The organism is Pseudomonas lurida (assembly GCF_013522705.1).
Lineage (GTDB): Bacteria > Pseudomonadota > Gammaproteobacteria > Pseudomonadales > Pseudomonadaceae > Aquipseudomonas > Aquipseudomonas quebecensis.
Window position 1 is genome coordinate 153,385 of record NZ_JAAMRE010000008.1, and the last position, 18,731, is coordinate 172,115.

16 protein-coding genes and 1 other RNA gene are annotated in these 18,731 nt (G+C 61.8%); all 17 read right to left on the reverse strand.

Annotated features, from left to right (window positions below; genetic code table 11):
* Positions 1-8: 8 nt before the first annotated feature.
* Positions 9-1,205, reverse strand: coding sequence for a cell division protein FtsZ (gene ftsZ, locus G7025_RS09760; RefSeq protein WP_078823296.1), 1,197 nt, complete (start codon positions 1,203-1,205; stop codon positions 9-11).
* A 117-nt stretch (positions 1,206-1,322) separates the two neighbouring features.
* A complete protein-coding gene (gene ftsA, locus G7025_RS09765; RefSeq protein ID WP_181078546.1) occupies positions 1,323-2,585 on the reverse strand; it encodes a cell division protein FtsA in 1,263 nt (420 codons plus the stop codon).
* Positions 2,586-2,600: 15 nt separating this feature from the next.
* Entirely contained in the window at positions 2,601-3,470 is an 870-nt protein-coding gene (locus G7025_RS09770; protein ID WP_181078548.1) for a cell division protein FtsQ/DivIB, read from the reverse strand.
* Between the two features lie 4 nt (positions 3,471-3,474).
* Positions 3,475-4,431: a D-alanine--D-alanine ligase gene (locus G7025_RS09775; RefSeq protein WP_181078550.1), complete on the reverse strand. Its 957-nt coding sequence runs from the start codon at positions 4,429-4,431 to the stop codon at positions 3,475-3,477.
* Complete coding sequence (murC, locus tag G7025_RS09780; RefSeq protein ID WP_181078552.1) at positions 4,428-5,876, reverse strand: UDP-N-acetylmuramate--L-alanine ligase; 1,449 nt, start codon at positions 5,874-5,876, stop codon at positions 4,428-4,430. Before murC ends, G7025_RS09775 begins: the two co-directional genes overlap by 4 nt.
* The gene (gene murG / locus G7025_RS09785) at positions 5,869-6,939 is read right to left on the reverse strand and encodes an undecaprenyldiphospho-muramoylpentapeptide beta-N-acetylglucosaminyltransferase (RefSeq protein WP_181078554.1); all 1,071 of its coding nucleotides are present in this window, start codon (positions 6,937-6,939) and stop codon (positions 5,869-5,871) included. Before murG ends, murC begins: the two co-directional genes overlap by 8 nt.
* Positions 6,929-8,152, reverse strand: coding sequence for a putative lipid II flippase FtsW (ftsW, locus tag G7025_RS09790; protein ID WP_375139328.1), 1,224 nt, complete (start codon positions 8,150-8,152; stop codon positions 6,929-6,931). Before ftsW ends, murG begins: the two co-directional genes overlap by 11 nt.
* Positions 8,149-9,495, reverse strand: coding sequence for a UDP-N-acetylmuramoyl-L-alanine--D-glutamate ligase (gene murD / locus G7025_RS09795; protein WP_181078556.1), 1,347 nt, complete (start codon positions 9,493-9,495; stop codon positions 8,149-8,151). The genes ftsW and murD overlap by 4 nt, the downstream gene beginning before the upstream one ends.
* 6 nt (positions 9,496-9,501) lie before the next feature.
* A complete protein-coding gene (gene mraY / locus G7025_RS09800; protein ID WP_034111805.1) occupies positions 9,502-10,584 on the reverse strand; it encodes a phospho-N-acetylmuramoyl-pentapeptide-transferase in 1,083 nt (360 codons plus the stop codon).
* On the reverse strand, positions 10,584-11,954 hold the full coding sequence (locus G7025_RS09805) for a UDP-N-acetylmuramoyl-tripeptide--D-alanyl-D-alanine ligase (RefSeq protein WP_181078558.1): 1,371 nt from the start codon (positions 11,952-11,954) through the stop codon (positions 10,584-10,586). Before G7025_RS09805 ends, mraY begins: the two co-directional genes overlap by 1 nt.
* On the reverse strand, positions 11,947-13,410 hold the full coding sequence (locus tag G7025_RS09810; protein ID WP_181078560.1) for a UDP-N-acetylmuramoyl-L-alanyl-D-glutamate--2,6-diaminopimelate ligase: 1,464 nt from the start codon (positions 13,408-13,410) through the stop codon (positions 11,947-11,949). The genes G7025_RS09805 and G7025_RS09810 overlap by 8 nt, the downstream gene beginning before the upstream one ends.
* Complete coding sequence (locus G7025_RS09815; protein WP_181078617.1) at positions 13,410-15,152, reverse strand: peptidoglycan D,D-transpeptidase FtsI family protein; 1,743 nt, start codon at positions 15,150-15,152, stop codon at positions 13,410-13,412. Before G7025_RS09815 ends, G7025_RS09810 begins: the two co-directional genes overlap by 1 nt.
* Entirely contained in the window at positions 15,152-15,445 is a 294-nt protein-coding gene (gene ftsL / locus G7025_RS09820; protein WP_124361353.1) for a cell division protein FtsL, read from the reverse strand. The genes G7025_RS09815 and ftsL overlap by 1 nt, the downstream gene beginning before the upstream one ends.
* A complete protein-coding gene (gene rsmH / locus G7025_RS09825; RefSeq protein ID WP_370694742.1) occupies positions 15,442-16,389 on the reverse strand; it encodes a 16S rRNA (cytosine(1402)-N(4))-methyltransferase RsmH in 948 nt (315 codons plus the stop codon). Before rsmH ends, ftsL begins: the two co-directional genes overlap by 4 nt.
* Positions 16,386-16,841, reverse strand: a complete 456-nt coding sequence (gene mraZ, locus G7025_RS09830) for a division/cell wall cluster transcriptional repressor MraZ (protein WP_003171868.1) — start codon at positions 16,839-16,841, stop codon at positions 16,386-16,388. The genes rsmH and mraZ overlap by 4 nt, the downstream gene beginning before the upstream one ends.
* Positions 16,842-17,196: 355 nt before the next feature.
* Positions 17,197-17,550, reverse strand: an RNA gene (gene rnpB, locus G7025_RS09835) — RNase P RNA component class A.
* A 96-nt stretch (positions 17,551-17,646) separates the two neighbouring features.
* A complete protein-coding gene (rsmI, locus tag G7025_RS09840) occupies positions 17,647-18,552 on the reverse strand; it encodes a 16S rRNA (cytidine(1402)-2'-O)-methyltransferase (RefSeq protein ID WP_181078562.1) in 906 nt (301 codons plus the stop codon).
* Positions 18,553-18,731 lie beyond the last annotated feature (179 nt).

Here is an 18,731-nt window from a genome sequence, read left to right on the forward strand (position 1 = left end):
ACATTCCATTAATCGGCCTGACGACGCAGGAATGCCGGGATGTCCAGGTAGTCCAGGTCATCTTGCGGATTCGGGCTACGGGACGCTGCAGCACCGGCCTGAGCCTGGTTGCGCATCACAGTCGGACGATCCAGGTCGCGGTAGTTCACCGACGGCAGCTCCTGACGCGCAGGGGCTGGAGCGGCGGCTGCCTGACTGGCCTGGCTACCGTGCAGGGTATTGTCGATCACCTTCACAGGCTTCTCGATCTTGGCACCCAGGCCGGTGGCAACTACGGTGACATGCAGCTCATCGCGCATATCCGGATCGATAACGGTACCGACCTTGACCATGGCGTGCTCGGAAGCGAAGGCTTCGATGATGCTACCCACGTCGGAGTACTCACCCAGGGACAGGTCAGGACCGGCGGTGATGTTCACCAGAATGCCGCGTGCGCCTTGCAGGTTCACGTCTTCGAGCAGCGGGTTGCGGATGGCCGCTTCGGTGGCTTCGCGTGCACGGTTCGGACCGCTGGCGCAGCCGGTACCCATCATCGCCATGCCCATTTCGCTCATCACGGTACGTACGTCGGCAAAGTCGACGTTGATCATGCCTGGGCGCTTGATGATGTCGGAGATACCGCGAACGGCACCGGCCAGTACGTCGTCAGCCTTGGCGAAGGCGGACAGCAGGCTCGCGTCCTTGCCCAGGATGGTCAGCAGCTTCTCGTTGGGAATGGTGATCAACGAGTCGACGCTTTCAGACAGCAGACGGATACCTTCGTCGGCGATCTGCATGCGCTTGCGACCTTCGAACGGGAACGGACGGGTCACGACTGCAACCGTCAGAATCCCCATTTCCTTGGCCACTTCGGCAATGATCGGCGCTGCACCGGTACCGGTACCGCCGCCCATGCCAGTGGTGATGAACACCATGTTGGTGCCCTGCAGCACTTCGGCAATACGCTCGCGGTCTTCCAGGGCGGCTTGACGGCCGACTTCCGGATTAGCGCCGGCGCCGAGGCCTTTGGTCACCGCGGTGCCCAATTGCAGGATGGTGCGCGCGCCGATGCTTTTCAGCGCCTGGGCATCAGTGTTGGCGCAGATGAATTCAACGCCTTCAATGTTGCTCTTGACCATATGGTTGACAGCGTTGCCGCCGCCACCGCCGACACCGATCACTTTGATGACCGGGCTGGCGGGGATGTTGTCTACGAGTTCGAACATGTTCCCTCTCCTTTCATTTTCTCTAGTTTTTTCGCCTACTGCTTTACAGCAGCTCCAAGTTGCAAGCCATGAGCTGCAAACTTGAAGCTTGTAACTTGTCGCTTGAAGCCAACTTCGTCAGAAGTTCCCTTTTACCCAAGCCTGCAACCGCTCGAACAACGGCGCCTTGGCCTCGTCGTCGCTGCGGTAGCTGTCACGGTTGTTCGGGCCCGACAGGGAAATGCCGTCGGTCTGCTTTTGCAGTCCGTACAACAGCAAGCCCACACCGGTGGAATAAATCGGGTTGCGCACCACGTCGCCCAGGCCCTTCACGCCATGAGGCACGCCCAGACGCACCGGCATATGGAAGATTTCCTCGGCCAGTTCGACCGCGCCTTCCATCTTCGAGGTGCCACCGGTCAGCACGATGCCGGCCGGGATCAAATCTTCGTAGCCGCTGCGGCGCAGCTCAGCCTGGATCAGGGTGAACAGTTCGTCGTAGCGTGGCTCGACCACTTCGGCCAGGGCCTGGCGCGACAGTTCGCGCGGTGGACGATCGCCCACGCTCGGCACCTTGATGGTTTCGCCGGCGCCGGCCAGTTTAGCCAGGGCGCAGGCGTAACGGATCTTGATTTCTTCGGCGTACTGAGTCGGCGTGCGCAGTGCCATGGCAATGTCGTTGGTGACCTGGTCGCCGGCAATCGGGATCACGGCCGTGTGACGGATCGCACCTTCGGTGAAGATCGCGATATCGGTGGTGCCGCCGCCGATATCCACCAGGCACACGCCCAGTTCTTTTTCGTCGTCGGTCAGCACCGAGTAGGCCGAGGCCAGTTGCTCAAGGATGATGTCATCGATTTCCAGGCCGCAACGGCGCACGCACTTCTCAATGTTCTGCGCGGCGTTGACCGCACAAGTCACCACATGGACCTTGGCTTCCAGACGTACGCCCGACATGCCCAGCGGCTCGCGAACGCCTTCCTGGTTATCGATCACGTAATCCTGCGGCAGGGTGTGCAGCACGCGCTGGTCAGCCGGGATCGCCACGGCCTGGGCGGCATCAAGCACGCGTTCCAGGTCGGCCGAGCTGACTTCGCGGTCGCGGATCGCCACGATGCCGTGGGAGTTCAGGCTGCGGATATGGTTGCCGGCCACGCCGACGAACGCCGAGTGGATCCGGCAACCAGCCATCAGCTGCGCTTCTTCGATGGCGCGCTGGATCGATTGCACGGTGGACTCGATGTTGACCACCACGCCCTTCTTCAGGCCCCGGGACGGATGCGTGCCAATACCGACGATTTCGATCGCGCCGTCTTCCCCGACCTCGCCCACCAGCGCCACCACCTTGGAGGTGCCGATATCGAGACCGACGATCATTTTGCCGCTTTGCACGTTTGCCATGGGTCCTGCCTCTTCTTAATTCTTCGCGACAGCGGGTTGCGCTGCCGTGGGCGCAGCCGGTTCACGCCAGCCGACGGCAAGGCCGTTGGCGTAACGCAGGTCGACGCTCGCAATGTTCGTAATCTGTTCTTTCAAGGTTTTGTCGTAGATGGCAATAAAGCGGCGCATCTTCTCCACCAAGCGGTCGCGTCCCAGCAACAACTGGATGCCCGGGCCGGAACTGCCTGCCCCGGTTGTCAAAAACCAGCTGCCCCGTTCACGCAGTTCCAGGCGTGCAATGGAGAAGCCCAGTGGCCGCAGCATCTGGCTCAAGGCCTGGTACTGCTGCATCACTTGCTGCTGCGCCCGCTGCGGCCCGAACAGCTGCGGCAGGTGCTCGTAGTTGGCCAGCTCACGCGGGGTGAACGCCTGGCCCTGGTTGTTCAACAGCGCCTCGTCGCCCCAACGGGCCACCGGCAGTTGTTCTTCCAGGCGGATCGTCACCTGGTCAGGCCATACACGCCGCACTTCGGCATGAGCGATCCAAGGCATCTGCTCCAGCTCCCGGCGCATGCCGGCCAGGTCGATGGTGAAGAAGCTTGCCGCCAGGAACGGACCGATGCGCTGCTGCACCGCCTGCTGGCTGATGTAGCTCAGGTCGCCCTGCACGCTGATTTTGGTAATCGGGCGGTCGGCGTATGGCAATAGACGCTGCGCGCCTTCGTAAGTGCCGAAGCCCAACACCACCAGCAACACCGGCCAGAACAGCGCCTTGAGGAAACCGAAATTGGCTTTCGGCAGGCGCGCCGACATCGGCTCTTTAGCCACCATGCGACTGGCACCCCGGGGCACCGGCTTGCGGCTCGGTGCGTGTGGGGGCTGATGACGAAGCGATGCGCCTTTCATGGAGTTAGCCTCTTGGCTCAATACTGGCGGCCAGGATAGCCAGCACCAACTGCTGGAAATCCAGGCCGGCGGCACGGGCGGCCATCGGTACCAGGCTGTGGTCGGTCATCCCCGGTGCGGTGTTGACTTCAAGAAACCAGAAGTTGCCCTGGTCATCCTGCATCACGTCTGCCCGCGCCCAACCGGCGATACCGAGCGCCTCACAGGCTTTCGCCGTGAGGTCCATCAATTCCTGTTCTTTGGTTGCGTCGAGGCCGCACGGAATCCGGTACTGCGTATCGCAAGCCACGTACTTGGCGTCGTAGTCGTAAAACGTGTGGGGCGTGCCCAGGGCGATGGGCGGCAATACCTGGCCACGCAGGGTGGCGATGGTGTACTCGGGACCGGAAATCCACTGTTCCACCAACACTTGCGAATCGTAGGTACTTGCCGCTTTCCATGCGTCGATCAATTCGGCGGCCGAGTTCACTTTAGCCATGCCGATACTGGAGCCTTCATGGGCAGGTTTGACGATTAAAGGCAGGCCCAGTTCCTTGGCTGCAGAAATACAATCGTCTTCGCTGCACAGAACACTGTGACGCGGGGTGGGAATACCCAGGCTGTGCCATACCTGCTTGGTGCGCAGTTTGTCCATCGCCAGCGCCGAGGCCAGGATGCCGCTGCCGGTATAAGGAATACCGGCGCACTCCAACAGGCCCTGCATGCTGCCGTCTTCACCGCCGCGGCCGTGCAGGATGATAAAGGCGCGGTCGATTTTTTCCGCTTGCAGACGCGCGAGGAAATCATCGCCCACGTCGATCCCGAACGCATTCACGCCGGCACTTTGCAGCGCGTCGAGCACCGCGTTGCCGGACTTGAGCGACACTTCGCGCTCGGCGCTCTTGCCGCCGAACAATACGGCCACGCGGCCGAAGTCGGCTGGCGCGATTGTCGAAAACAGGGAGCCGTAGTCAGCAGTCATTTCGACGCTCCCTTCTTGGCGGCTGCAAACAGCGGGCTCGCCAGCAACTTAGGCGCAAGGCCGCCGATATCACCGGCGCCCTGGCACAGCAGGATATCGCCGGCACGCAGCAGCGGCTTGACGATCGGCGCCAGGTCCACGCCACGCTCGATATAGATAGGGTCCAACTGGCCCCGCTGACGGATGCTGTTGCACAGCTTGCGGCTGTCGGCGCCCGGGATCGGCTCTTCACCGGCCGGGTAGACCTCCATCAGCAGCAGCACGTTGGCATCGGCCAGCACATTGACGAAATCGTCGTACAGGTCGCGAGTACGGCTGTAGCGGTGCGGTTGGTAGACCATCACCAGGCGGCGCTCCGGCCAGCCGCCGCGCACGGCCTTGATCACGGCGGCAACTTCGGTCGGGTGATGCCCGTAGTCGTCCACCAGCATCACGTCGCCACCGTCTACCGGCAGTTGCCCGTAGACCTGGAAGCGTCGGCCCACACCGGCAAAGCGCGACAGCCCTTCGACGATGGCTTCATCGCTGACGCCTTCATCGGAAGCGATGCAAATGGTTGCCAGGGAGTTCAATACGTTGTGGTTGCCCGGCATGTTCACCGACACGTCCAACGGCTCACGATCCGGACGCAGCACGGTGAAATAGGTCTGCATGCCTTCCTGACGCACATTGATCGCACGCACGTCGGCGTCTTCGCTGAAGCCGTAGGTGACGGTCGGACGCTTGACCAGCGGCAGGATCTCGCGCACCACCGGGTCGTCCAGGCACACCACCGCCAGCCCGTAGAACGGCAGGTTGTGCAGGAACTCGACGAAGGTTTTCTTCAATTTGTTGAAGTCGCCGTCGTAGGTCGCCATGTGGTCGGCATCGATGTTGGTGACCACGGCCACCAACGGCTGCAGGTGCAGGAAGCTGGCATCGCTTTCGTCGGCTTCGGCGATCAGGTAGCGGCTGGTGCCCAGCTGTGCATTGGTGCCGGCTGCATTCAGGCGGCCACCGATCACGAAGGTCGGGTCCAGGCCACCGGCGGCGAACACCGAGGCGATCAGGCTGGTGGTCGTGGTCTTGCCATGGGTACCGGCAACGGCGATGCCGTGGCGGTAGCGCATCAGCTCGGCGAGCATCTCGGCACGTGGCACCACCGGAATACGGCGCTCAAGGGCGGTTGCCACTTCCGGGTTGGAGGTGTTCACGGCGCTGGACACCACCAGCACGTCGGCCTCGGCGGCGTTCTCGGCACGGTGGCCGATAAAGATCTGCGCGCCGAAGGACTTGAGGCGGTCGGTGACCAGGGATTCTTTCAAGTCCGAACCGGATACCTGATAGCCCAGGTTGAGCAACACTTCGGCAATGCCGCACATGCCCACGCCGCCGATACCGACGAAGTGGATGCGACGGATGCGGCGCATTTCCGGCTGTGGCATGGCTTTCTGATTCTCAACCATGGGCCACCTCCAGGCAGATATCGACCACGGTGCGGGTTGCTTCAGGTTTGGCCAGGCGGCTTGCGGTGCTCGCCATGCTGTTGAGTCGTTCCGGTTGCATCAAAACCTCGGTCAGGCGTGCGGCCAAATCGGCGGCGCCAGTCGTTCTTTGCGGCAGCAGGAAGGCAGCGCCCTCCCCGGCCAAATATTCGGCGTTGCGGGTCTGGTGATCGTCGATCGCATGGGGCAAAGGCACCAGCAAGGACGGCAGACCGGCGGCGGCCAGTTCACTGACGGTCAGCGCGCCAGCGCGACAGACCACCAGGTCGGCCCAGCCATAGGCTTGGGCCATGTCTTTGATGAAAGGCTGTACGTTGGCCTCCACACCGGCTTCGCGGTAACGCGCAGCGGTGACTTCATCGTGGTTTTTGCCGGCCTGGTGGAAGATCTCCGGACGCACGTCCAACGGCAGTTGCGCCACGGCTTCGGGCAGCAATTTGTTCAGCGGTTCAGCGCCCAGGCTTCCGCCCAGGATCAACAGGTGCGCCTTGCGCCCGGCCAATGCAGCGCGGGCGATGCCCATGAACAATTCGGTGCGCACCGGGTTGCCGGTGGTGCGACGTTTGCTCGACAAGCCAAAGGTGTTCGGGAACGCTTCACATACCCGCGCGGCCAGCGGCACCAACAGACGGTTGGCGGTGCCGGCCACGGCATTCTGTTCGTGCACGATCACCGGCACACCGGCCAGCCTGGCCGCAACGCCGCCGGGGCCGGTCACGTAACCGCCAAAGCCGAGCACACACACTGGCTTCAACTCACGAATGACCTTGCGCGCCTGCCACACCGCTTTGAGCAACACAAACGGCGCCTTGAGCAGCGACAACTTGCCCTTGCCACGCAGGCCGGTGACGTTGATCAGGTGCAGCGGTAATCCGGCGTTTGGCACCAGTTCATTCTCGATGCCGCGCGGCGTACCCAGCCAGTGCACGCTGTAGCCACGGTTCTGGAATTCCCGCGCACACGCCAGGGCAGGGAACACGTGCCCCCCGGTGCCGCCTGCCATGATCAGCACATTAGCGCCCATGGGTCGGCTCCTCGGCGAAGTCGCTTTCGCTGAATTCCATCTCTTCGCTGCCCAGGTGGGTGCGACTCTCCCACTCGATGCGCAGCAACAGGCCCAGGCAGATGCAGCAAATCACCAACGAACTGCCACCGTAACTGAGGAATGGCAGGGTCAGCCCCTTGGTCGGCAGACGCCCGACATTCACTCCGACGTTGATAAGGAACTGACCGATCCAAAGGAATGCCAGCCCGTAAGCCACGTAGGCGGCAAAGAACTGCTTGGCTTTCTCGGCCCATAGGCCTATGTAAAGGGCCCTCACGCAGACGAACACAAAGAGCGCTACCGTGCACAGCGAGCCCACGACACCCAGCTCTTCGGCAAGCACCGAGAATACGAAGTCAGTATGGGCTTCAGGCAGGTAGAACTGTTTCTGCACGCTGTTGCCCAGCCCGACACCGAACCAGCCGCCTCGACCAAAAGCAATCAGCGCCTGGGTCAACTGGTAACCGGCACCAAACTGATCGGACCAGGGATCGGTGAAGGTAATCAAGCGTGCCATCCGATAGGGTTGCGCCAGAACCAGCAGATAAACCGCAACAACCGCCAGCACCACCATCAACGCGAATCGCAACAGCCCAACACCGCCAAGAAACAGCATCGCCGCCGCCGCGCCCATCATTACTACCGTTGCGCCAAAATCCGGCTCCATCAGCAACAGACCGGCCATGGGTAGCAGCACGATGAATGGCTTGAAGAACCCCATCCAACTCTCGCGCACTTCCTTCTGACGTCGCACCAGATAGCCAGCCAGGTAGATCACCACGAACACCTTGGCGATTTCCGATGGCTGCACGTTGAACGCGCCGAAACCGATCCAGCGCATCGAGCCGTTCACCTCGCGACCGATGCCCGGCAGGATCACCATCACCAGCAAGCCGAACGCGCCGATCAGCATCAACCAGCCCAGGCGCTGCCAAGTGGCGATGGGGATCATCATGGTCACAATGCAGGAACCGATACCGATCAGCAGATACACCAGGTGACGGATCATCATGTACAGCGTATTGCCCGATTGCACGGCAGCCACTTCGGAAGAGGCCGAGGTAATCATCACCAGGCCCAGGCCTAGCAGCGCCAGACCGGCGGCGAGCATTGCGAAGTCAAGGTCGATACCGCGCCCGGTAATGATCGGCGACGGGTACGGCTTGATGATGTTTCTCAGGTTCAGGGTCATGCCAAGGTCTCCACGGCGCGAGCGAACAGCTGGCCGCGCTCTTCGTAGTTCTTGAACATGTCCAGGCTGGCACAGGCCGGCGACAGCAGTACGGCGTCACCGGGTTGGGCCAGGGTTTTGCCTTGCATCACGGCTTCGTCCAGGGAGGCCACGCGAACCTGCGGCACCGCGTCACCGAGGGCGGCGGCGATCAGCTCGGCATCACGCCCCATCAACACCACCGCGCGGCAATGTACGGCGACCGGCGCCTTGAGATCCTTGAAGTCGGCGCCCTTGCCGTCGCCACCGGCGATCAGCACCAGCTTGCCGTCGATATCGGCGCCAAGGCCTTCGATGGCCGCCAGCGCGGCGCCCACATTGGTGGCCTTGGAATCGTTGTAATAGCTCACGCCATCCAGGTCACGCACCCATTGGCAGCGGTGCTCAAGCCCGGCGAACGTGCGCAGGGTCGACAGCATCGCATCGAACGGCAAGCCGACGGCATGCCCCAAGGCCAGGGCCGCGAGGGCGTTTGACTGGTTGTGGGCGCCACGTATTTTCAACTCGCGCACCGGCATCAGGTTCTGGAATTCGAAGGCAAGGTATTTCTCGCCGTTCTCTTCGCGAATGCCGAAAGCCTTGAAGTCCGGTTTGCCCAGGCCGAAGGTCCAGCACGGCAGGCCCTCGCCCATCAGCGGACGGCTCAAGGCATCCTGACGGTTGACCACCACTTGCCTGGCACCGCGGAAAATCCGGTGCTTGGCCAGGTGATACGCCGGCAGGCCGCTGTAGCGGTCCATGTGGTCTTCACTCACGTTCAACACAGTGGCCACTTCGGCGCCGAGGTCGTGGGTGGTCTCCAGCTGGAAGCTCGACAGTTCCATCACGTACAGCTCGACGTCATCGCTGAGCAGGTCGAGCGCCGGGGTGCCGAGGTTGCCACCCACGGCCACGCGCTTGCCGGCCGCAGCCGCCATGTCGCCGACCAGGGTGGTCACGGTGCTTTTGGCATTGGAGCCGCTGATGGCCACGATCGGCGCCTTGGCATTGCGCGCAAACAGGTCGATGTCGCCTGACAGCTTCACGCCACGGGCCGCGGCGGCTTGCAGAGCCGGCGTGGACAAGGCCAGGCCGGGGCTCACATAGAGCTCGTCGGCACGGCACAGAAACTCGACATCCAGCTCGCCACAACGCACTTCCACGTGCGGGTAGTCACGGCGCAGCGTGACCAGCTCCGGTGGATTTTCCCGCGTATCGGCCACGGCGAACGACGTGCCGCGGTTCGCCAGGAAGCGAACCAGGGACATGCCGCTCTTGCCGAGGCCGACAACGATGCGGAAGTGGTCTGAAGCGATCAGGGACACTCTTTTCTACCTCAGTTTCAGGGTGGCAAGGCCGATCAGCACCAGAATCACGGTGATGATCCAGAAGCGGACGATCACGCGTGGCTCGGGCCAGCCCTTGAGTTCAAAGTGGTGGTGAATCGGCGCCATGCGGAACACGCGACGCCCGGTCAATTTGAAGGACGCCACTTGGATGACCACCGACAGGGTTTCCATCACGAACACACCGCCCATGATGAACAGCACGATTTCCTGGCGAACGATCACCGCGATGGTGCCCAGGGCCGCGCCCAGCGCCAACGCGCCGACGTCACCCATGAAGACTTGTGCCGGGTAGGTGTTGAACCACAGGAAGCCCAGGCCCGCACCAATCAGCGCGCCGCAGAATACGATCAACTCACCCGCGCCCGGTACGTAGGGGATCAGCAGGTATTCGGCGAATTTCACGTTACCCGACAGGTAGCAGAAGATACCGAGCGCACCGCCCACCATCACCGTCGGCATGATCGCCAGGCCGTCGAGGCCGTCGGTAAGGTTGACGGCGTTGCTGGAGCCGACGATCACGAAGTAGGTCAGCACCACGAAGCCGATGCCCAGGGGAATGCTGGCGTCCTTGAGCATGGGCAGAATCAGCGTGGTTTCCACCGCGCTTGGGGCGGTCATGTACAGGAAGATCGCCGCGCCCAAGCCGAACACCGACTGCCAGAAATACTTCCAACGGCTTGGCAGCCCCTTGGAGTTCTTCTCGATGACCTTGCGGTAGTCATCCACCCAGCCGATGGCGCCGAACAGCAGGGTCACCAGCAGCACCACCCATACATAACGGTTGTGCAGGTCAGCCCAAAGCAACGTGCTGACACCGATGGAGGACAGGATCAGCGCGCCGCCCATGGTCGGCGTACCGGACTTGGACAGGTGCGACTGCGGGCCGTCATTGCGAACCGATTGACCAATTTGCAGGTTCTGCAGGGTGCGGATCATCCACGGCCCCAGGAACAGTGACAAACACAACGCGGTCAGCACACCCAGGATCCCGCGCAGAGTCAGGTACTGGAAGACCGCGAAGCCTTTGTGGAACTGTTGCAGATACTCAGCCAGCAGCAGCAGCATTAATGTTTCTCCGTACTTGAGCCACACAAGGCCACGACGACGTTTTCCATCACCGCGCTGCGCGATCCCTTGATCAAAATGGTTGTCTGTTTGTCGTGTTCGGCCGCAGCCAGCGCCTGGATCAGCTCGGCTTGGGTGGCGAAATGCTGCGCACCTGGGCCGAAAGCGTTGACGGCGTGGGCCATGTTCGGGCCGACGGCATAAAGGGCGTCGACCTTGCCGCTGGCGTAGGCACCGACTTCGCGGTGGGATTGTTCGGCCCAGTCGCCCAGTTCAGCGATATCGCCCAGAACCAGTACCTTGCGGCCGTCGAAGCCTTTGAGCAGGTCGATGGCGGCGCAGACCGAGGACTGGTTGGCGTTGTAGGTGTCATCGATCACGCGCATGCCGTTTGTCGCCAACTGCGCCACGGTGCGGCCCTTGACCGGTTGCACCGCGCCAAGGCCCGTGGCAATACCGAACAGCGACACGCCCAGGGCGTACGCGGCAGCGGCGGCGGCCAGGGCATTGGCAACGTTATGGTTGCCCAACAAATTCAGTTGCACGTGTTCGCTGCCTTGCGGGGTGTGCAAGGTAAAGGACGGGCAGCCTCGGGCATCGACGGTGATGTTGGATGCATGGAAATCAGCCGCTGCGTTATGCACGGCAAACGTCAGGACCTTGCGACCGGCGGCGCGCACGCGCCAGGTTTCGAAGGCCTTGTCGTCGAGGTTCAATACGGCGGTGCCCGAAGCGTCGAGGCCTTCTAGGATTTCACCCTTGGCTTCGACGATCTTTTCCGGGCCACCGAACTCGCCCACGTGAGCAGTACCGGCGTTATTGATAATGGCGACGTGGGGCTTGGTCAGCGCCACGGTGTAGGCGATTTCGCCGACGCGCGAAGCACCCAACTCGATCACCGCCGCCGTGTGTTCCGGGGCCAATTCGAGCAGGGTCAACGGCGCGCCGAAATCGTTGTTCAGGTTGCCACGGGTAGCGAGTACCGGCCCGCGTGTGCGTAGCACGCCGGCCAGCAGTTCCTTGACTGTGGTCTTGCCGCTGGAGCCGGTGATGGCCGCCACCGGCTGCTCGAAGGCGGCACGGTTGAGTGCGCCCAGTTGGCCGAGGGCCAAACGGGTGTCGGCGACCAGCAACTGCGGCAAGCTCGACTCCGGTACTTCGCGCTGCACCAGGGCACCCACGGCGCCTTTGGCGGCGACGTCATTGAGGTAATCGTGGCCGTCAAAGCGCGGGCCGGCCAGCGCGACAAACAGTTGCCCTGGCTGGATGGCACGGCTGTCGATGCTGACGCCATCGAAGCGGCAATCGCCGGACAGAAGGCGAGCGGACAGGGCCTGGGGCAGTTCGCTGAAGCGCATCGGCTTAAGCATGGGCGATCTCCCAGGCACTCAAGGCGTGATCGGCCTCGACCAGGTCGGAAAAGGCATGCCGCTCGCCGTTGATTTCCTGGTAGTCCTCGTGGCCTTTACCGGCGAGCACCACCACATCGTCGACGCCGGCGCTGGCGATCAGTTGGGCAATGGCGTTACCGCGACCGGCGACAAAGGTAGCTTTGGAGACGTCTTTGAAGCCTGCACGGATGTCATCGAAAATCTGGCTTGGGTCTTCGCTGCGCGGGTTGTCGTCGGTCACCAGCACGCCGTCGGCCAGGCGCTCGACAATCTCGGCCATCAGCGGGCGCTTGCCGCGATCACGATCACCGCCGCAGCCGAACAGGCACAGTAATTTGCCCTTGGCGTGTGGGCGCAGCGCTTGGAGTACTTTTTCCAGGGCGTCCGGGGTGTGGGCGTAATCAACCACTACCAGCGGCTGTTTTCCGCCACCCAGGCGCTGCATGCGACCGGCCGGGCCTTCCAGCTTCGGCAGTACGTTCAGAATTTCGTCGAGGGCGTAGTCCAGGCCCAGCAGCGCACCGATGGCAGCAAGCACGTTGCTGAGGTTGAAACGACCGAGCAAGGTGCTGCGCAGGTGGTGTTCGCCCTGAGGGGTCACCAGGGTGGCGCGCACGCCTTCGTCGTCGAACCGGGCTTCGCGGCAATACAGGTAGGCACGTGGGTCCTGCAGGCTGTAGCTGATCAGGCGCCCTTCGCGGTCTTCGGTGGCGAGTTGGCGACCGAACGCATCGTCTAGGTTAACGACCCGGCATTTGAGATCGTTCCACGCGAACAGCTTGGCCTTGGCGGCGGCGTACGCCTCCATGGTGCCGTGGTAATCCAGATGGTCGCGGGACAGGTTGGTCATCACCGCCACATCGAACGCCAGGGCGCTGACGCGACCCTGCTCCAGCCCGTGGGATGAGACCTCCATGGCCACGGCCTTGGCACCGGCTTTTTTCAGGTCGGCCAGGGTCGCCTGCACGGCAATCGGGTTCGGCGTGGTGTGCAGGCCGCTTTGCAGCGCGCCATAGAAACCGGTCCCCAGAGTGCCGACAATGCCGCAGTGCTGGCCCAGCAGATCAAGAGCCTGGGCCACGAGCTGGGTCACGCTGGTCTTGCCGTTGGTGCCGGTCACGCCCACCAGATTGAGGTGGCGGCTCGGCTCGCCATAGAAACGCCCGGCGATATCGGATAACTGCTTGGCCAGCCCTTTGACCGGAATCAGCGGCACGTCGGTGATCGGCAGCACGGTGGCGCCTTCGGCTTCATACGCTACGGCGGCGGCACCGCGTTGCAGCGCATCGGCAATGTGCGCGCGACCGTCGAACCTGCCACCCGGCACGGCCAGGAACAGGTCGCCGGCACGCACATTGCGGCTGTCCAGGGTCAGCTCACGGATCAACAGGTCGCGACCGGCATGGGCGAAAATCTTGTTCAAACTTAGAGACATCAGCCGCGCCCTCCATTGGCTTTTACGGCAGCGGCCGGTGGTCCGGCGTTTGCTTGCTGGGTCGGCGGCAGGTTGTCAGGGGTGATGTTCATCAGGCGCAGGGTGCCGGACATCACTTTGCTGAACACCGGCGCCGAGACCAGGCCACCGAAGTAACCGGCCTTGCTGGGTTCATCGATCACCACGACGATGGCGTAGCGCGGGTCGCTCATCGGACCGAAGCCGGCGAACAGCGAACGGTACGAGTTCTCGGCATAGCCCTTGGTGCCCACGGATGTCTTACGTGCGGTACCGGATTTGCCGCCCACGTGATACGCCGGCACCTGGGCACGGAACACGCCGCGCGGTGCTTCGATCACTTGTTGCAGCATGCCTTGCATGGTCTTGGCGACATTTTCCGGGATCACCTGAGTCGCCTTTGGCGCTTCGTCGACGTGAATCAGGCTTAACGGCACCATGCGGCCATTGTTGGCCAGCACGGAGAAGGCGTGGGCCAATTGGATTGCCGTCACCGACAGGCCGTAGCCGTAGGACAGCGTGGCGGTCTCGGCTTTTTTCCAATCGCGGTAGTTCGGCAGGTTACCGACGCGCTCGCCAGGAAAGTCCAGGCCCGTGGGTTGGCCCAGGCCGATTTTCTGCGCCAGGTGGTAGATGGTTTCGCCGCCGATATCGAAGGCGACCTTACTCATGCCCACGTTACTGGAGTTGATCAGGATGCCTGTCAGGTCCAACACCGGCCCTTCGGTCCGGGATACGTCGCGAATGGTGTATTTGCCCAACTGCAGCGTGCCCGGATAGACCTCGACCTTGTCGCTGGGCTTCCAGCGTCCCGTTTCGAGGGCAGCACTCATGGAAATGGCTTTCATGGTCGAACCCGGCTCGAACACGTCGATCATGGCGCGGTTGCGCATCATCGCCGGTTGCAGGTTGCGACGGTTGTTCGGGTTGTAGGTTGGCTGGTTGACCATGGCGAGAATCTCACCGGTCTTCACGTCCATGATCACCAGGCTGCCGGCCTTGGCGCCGTTCTCGATGATCGCGTTACGCAGTTCGCGGTTGGCCAGGTATTGCAGACGCAGGTCAATCGACAACGCCAAGGGCTTACCGGCCTTGGCGTTCTTGGTGACCTGGACATCCTTGATCAGCCTTCCGCGCCGATCCTTGATGACTTGTCGCTTGCCTGGAACCCCGGCCAGCCATTCATCGTAGGCCAACTCGACACCTTCGCGACCGTGGTCGTCGATGTCGGTGAAGCCCACCATATGGGCGGTGGTTTCACCGGCCGGGTAGAAACGACGGAACTCCTCGATGCCGTAGACACCGGGGACTTTAAGGTCGAGCACCTGCTGGCCCTGCTCAGGGGTCAGGCCGCGAACCAGATAGATGAACTCTTTGTTGGCCTGGGCTTCCAGACGCTCGGCCAGGGCCTTGGGGTCTTGACCAAGGGCGGCGGCGAGGGCCGGCCAGCGGTCCTTGGCAACCTGCAGTTCCTTGGCGTTGGCCCACAGCGTGGTCACCGGTGTACTGACGGCCAGGGGCTCGCCATTGCGGTCGGTGATCAGGCCACGGTGCGCGGGAATAGGGATATGACGCAGGCTGCGGGCGTCGCCCTGGCCGATCAGGAAGTCGCGGTCGACCACCTGCAGGTCGATGATGCGCCAGGCGATCGCGCCCACCATCAGTGCCAGCAAGCCAAGCACCAGGCGGAAGCGCCATGGATAGAGCGCGCCTTCAAGTTTCATCATGGCGCCACCATCCGCACGTCAGCTGCGCCGGGGATATGCATTTTCAGCTGTTCCGTGGCCAGCACCTCGATACGACTGTGGGCGGTCCAGGTACTTTGCTCCAGGATCAACCGTCCCCACTCCGCCTGAGCTTTGTCGCGCACGCTCAATTCCCCGTACAGGGTGTTGAGCAACTGACGGTTCCAGTGGGCGCTGTAGGACACCGCGATGGCGGAAACCAGCACGCCGATAAACAGCAGCAACATAAAGAAGCTGCCGCCTGGCAGGGGCTTGGCGAAAAGCTTGCTCACCGCAACTTCTCCGCAACACGCATGACCGCACTGCGGGCACGTGGGTTGGCCTTAAGCTCAGCATCGGAAGCGAACTGCGCTTTGCCATGGATCTTGATTTTCGGCACAAAGGCTTCGAAACGTACCGGCAGGTTGCGCGGCAGGTTGTCGGACTCGCCCTTGACCAGGCGGCGCATGAACAGCTTGACGATACGGTCTTCCAGGGAGTGGAAGCTGATCACCACCAGGCGACCGCCCACTTCCAGCGCGTCGAGGGCAGCCTCCAGGCCGGCCTCCAGATCGCCCAATTCGTTGTTGACGTGAATGCGCAGGCCCTGGAACGCACGGGTCGCCGGGTTCTTGCCCTTTTCCCAGGCTGGGTTGGCGACTTTCAGCACTTCGGCCAGGTCAGCGGTGCGCTCGAACGGTTGCAGTTCGCGGCGCTCGACCACGGCACGAGCCATACGGCCGGCGAAACGCTCTTCGCCGTATTCCTTGAACACCCGGGCGATTTCTTCCACCGGCGCGGTGGCGATGAACTGCGCGGCGCTGACGCCTCGGGACGGGTCCATGCGCATGTCGAGGGGGCCGTCGTTCATGAAACTGAAACCGCGTTCCGGGTCATCGAGCTGGGGCGAAGACACGCCCAGGTCAAGCAAAACGCCGGCGACCTTGCCCGCCATGCCGCGCTCGGCCACTTCGGCTCCCAGCTCGGCAAAGCTGCGCTGCACAACGACAAAGCGGCCGTCTTCGGCCGCTAGCGCTTGCCCGGTGGCAATCGCTTGGGGGTCTTTGTCGAACCCGAGGAGCGTTCCGTCCGGCCCGAGCTGACTAAGGATCAATCGACTGTGCCCGCCCCGGCCGAACGTCCCATCCACATAGCAGCCATCCGCGCGTACGGCGAGAGCCTCGACGGCTTCGTCAAGCAGTACGGTGATGTGGTTAAAGCCGCTATCAATAGTCACAGGATCAGATCACGCAGTTCGTCAGGCATGGCGCCCGGTTGTTGAATAGCAGCCAGGTCAGCTGCGGAAACAGCATCCCAGGCATCTTCGTCCCACAATTGGAACTTGTTCAGTTGGCCGACCAGCATTGCGCGCTTATCGAGCTTGGCGTACTCGCGTAGACGCGGGGGTACCAGGAAACGACCACTGCCATCGAGTTCAAGGTCGACGGCATTACCGATCAGCAAACGCTGCAGGCGGCGGTTTTCTTCACGCAATGAAGGCAAGGCGCGCAATTTGGTTTCGATCAACTCCCACTCGTCGAGGGGGTAAACACATAAACAAGGGTCAACGGCATCGATTGTGATGATTAACTGCCCGGAACTTCTCGAAATCAGCTCGTCGCGATACCGGCTCGGCATAGCGAGACGGCCTTTTGCGTCGAGACTGATAGCGTTAGCTCCGCGAAACACAGATGCGTTTCTCCAAATTTTAGCGTTTTACGTTCAAAAAACCCACTTTGTGCCACTTTCCGCCACTTGCGCACACTATAGGAATGCGCCCACCACACCGTCAAGGCACGGATTCAAGGAAAAGCCTTACAGAACGGAGATTTAGGAGCGTAAAGGGAGGAGAAACCCGAGTTCGACGATATTTTTGACCCAACAAGCGCAGAGCACTCAAAGCGCTATAGCTCGAAGTTAAAGTGATTTATTAAGAGTAAGATTTTTTTGGTATTACGAAGATGCATCTGCCAATGATTTGGCAGGGAGGGAGTCTTGCGTTACTACCGTTTTTTTGCTCGAGACTCGAACAAAAGGAAATAAGGTGGAGAGTCGATCTATAAGCCGGGTTCTGTCTTGAACAGTCATTCGTCTACGATGGCCATCACTGGACATCTTTAGCAACCTACCCGGTCCCAGCGCGGGCCACGCCTTGGGACCCTATTTGGTCTTGCTCCAAGTGGGGTTTACCTAGCCACGAACTGTTGCCAGTCGTGCGGTGCGCTCTTACCGCACCTTTTCACCCTTACCGGCACCGAAGCGCTTAGGCGGTTATTTTCTGTGGCACTTTCCGTAGGCTCACGCCTCCCAGGCATTACCTGGCACTTCGCCCTATGGAGCCCGGACTTTCCTCCCCCCCCTAATTTTCATAGAGGGCAGCGACTGTCCAATCGACTCTCCGCCGCGCAGGTTAACGGCACGGCGGTCTCAGGACAAGTATTAAAAGACCGCGACTGCCATCATGACCGGATGAAATGCACCCTCCGCCCCGGAACTATTCGGCTTTCTGCTTATCCAGCGCCACTTGATACAGGACGTTCTTGCGCACGCCAGTGATTTCCGCCGCCAGGGCCGCTGCGCGTTTAAGTGGCATTTCCTTGAGCAACAGATCCAGGATGCGCATGGCCTCGCTGCTCACCGCGTCCTCGCTCTCCGGCGCGGTCCAGCCCGCTACCAGCACCACGCACTCGCCGCGCTGCTGGTTACTGTCGCCTTCGACAAAGGCTCGAAGCGCTTCCAGGGGTAAGCCCTTGAGCGTCTCGAAGGTTTTGGTCAGCTCGCGGGCCAACAGCGCCAGGCGCTCGCCGCCGAATACCAGCTCCATGTCCTGCAGGCACTCCAGGATGCGGTGCGGCGCTTCGTAGAAGATCAGCGTGCGCGGTTCCTCCTTGAGGGCCTCAAGGCGCGCTCGACGCCCCACCGCCTTGGCGGGCAGGAAGCCTTCGAAGATAAACCGGTCGGAAGGCAGGCCGGCCGCCGATAAGGCAGCAATCAACGCGCACGCCCCCGGAACAGGCACTACATTGATACCTGCGGCGCGTGCCTGGCGGACCAGGTGGTAACCGGGATCGGAGATCAATGGCGTGCCCGCATCGGAAATCAACGCCACGTCGTCGCCGGCCAGCAGACGCACGATAAAGCGGCTGCCTTCCTCGCGTTCGTTGTGCTCATGGCAGGCCGCCAGCGGCGTACTGATACCAAAATGCTGCATCAAACGTTGGGAGTGGCGCGTGTCTTCGGCCGCGATCAATTTAACGTCGCGCAACACTTTCAATGCGCGAGCACTGATGTCGTCCAGGTTGCCAATGGGCGTCGCCACGACAAAAAGCGAGCCTGCAGTGGAATTCAAAGGACCTGGAGCAGTCAAAACGCACACCTCGATGGTTGGCAAAAAAATCATTGTAGCGCGTAGATGCCTTGAAAAAACGCCATCGAGGCCGATCCCTTCAGGGTCGCTTGCGTCCGGTAACATCCAGTCAGCCGCTTTTGCACGACCTAAATCGACGGTTTCACGCCAGTAACATCGCGCCTGGGCCAGTGCTTGGGTACACTTCCACGCTAATTTGATCGGTATCAGGA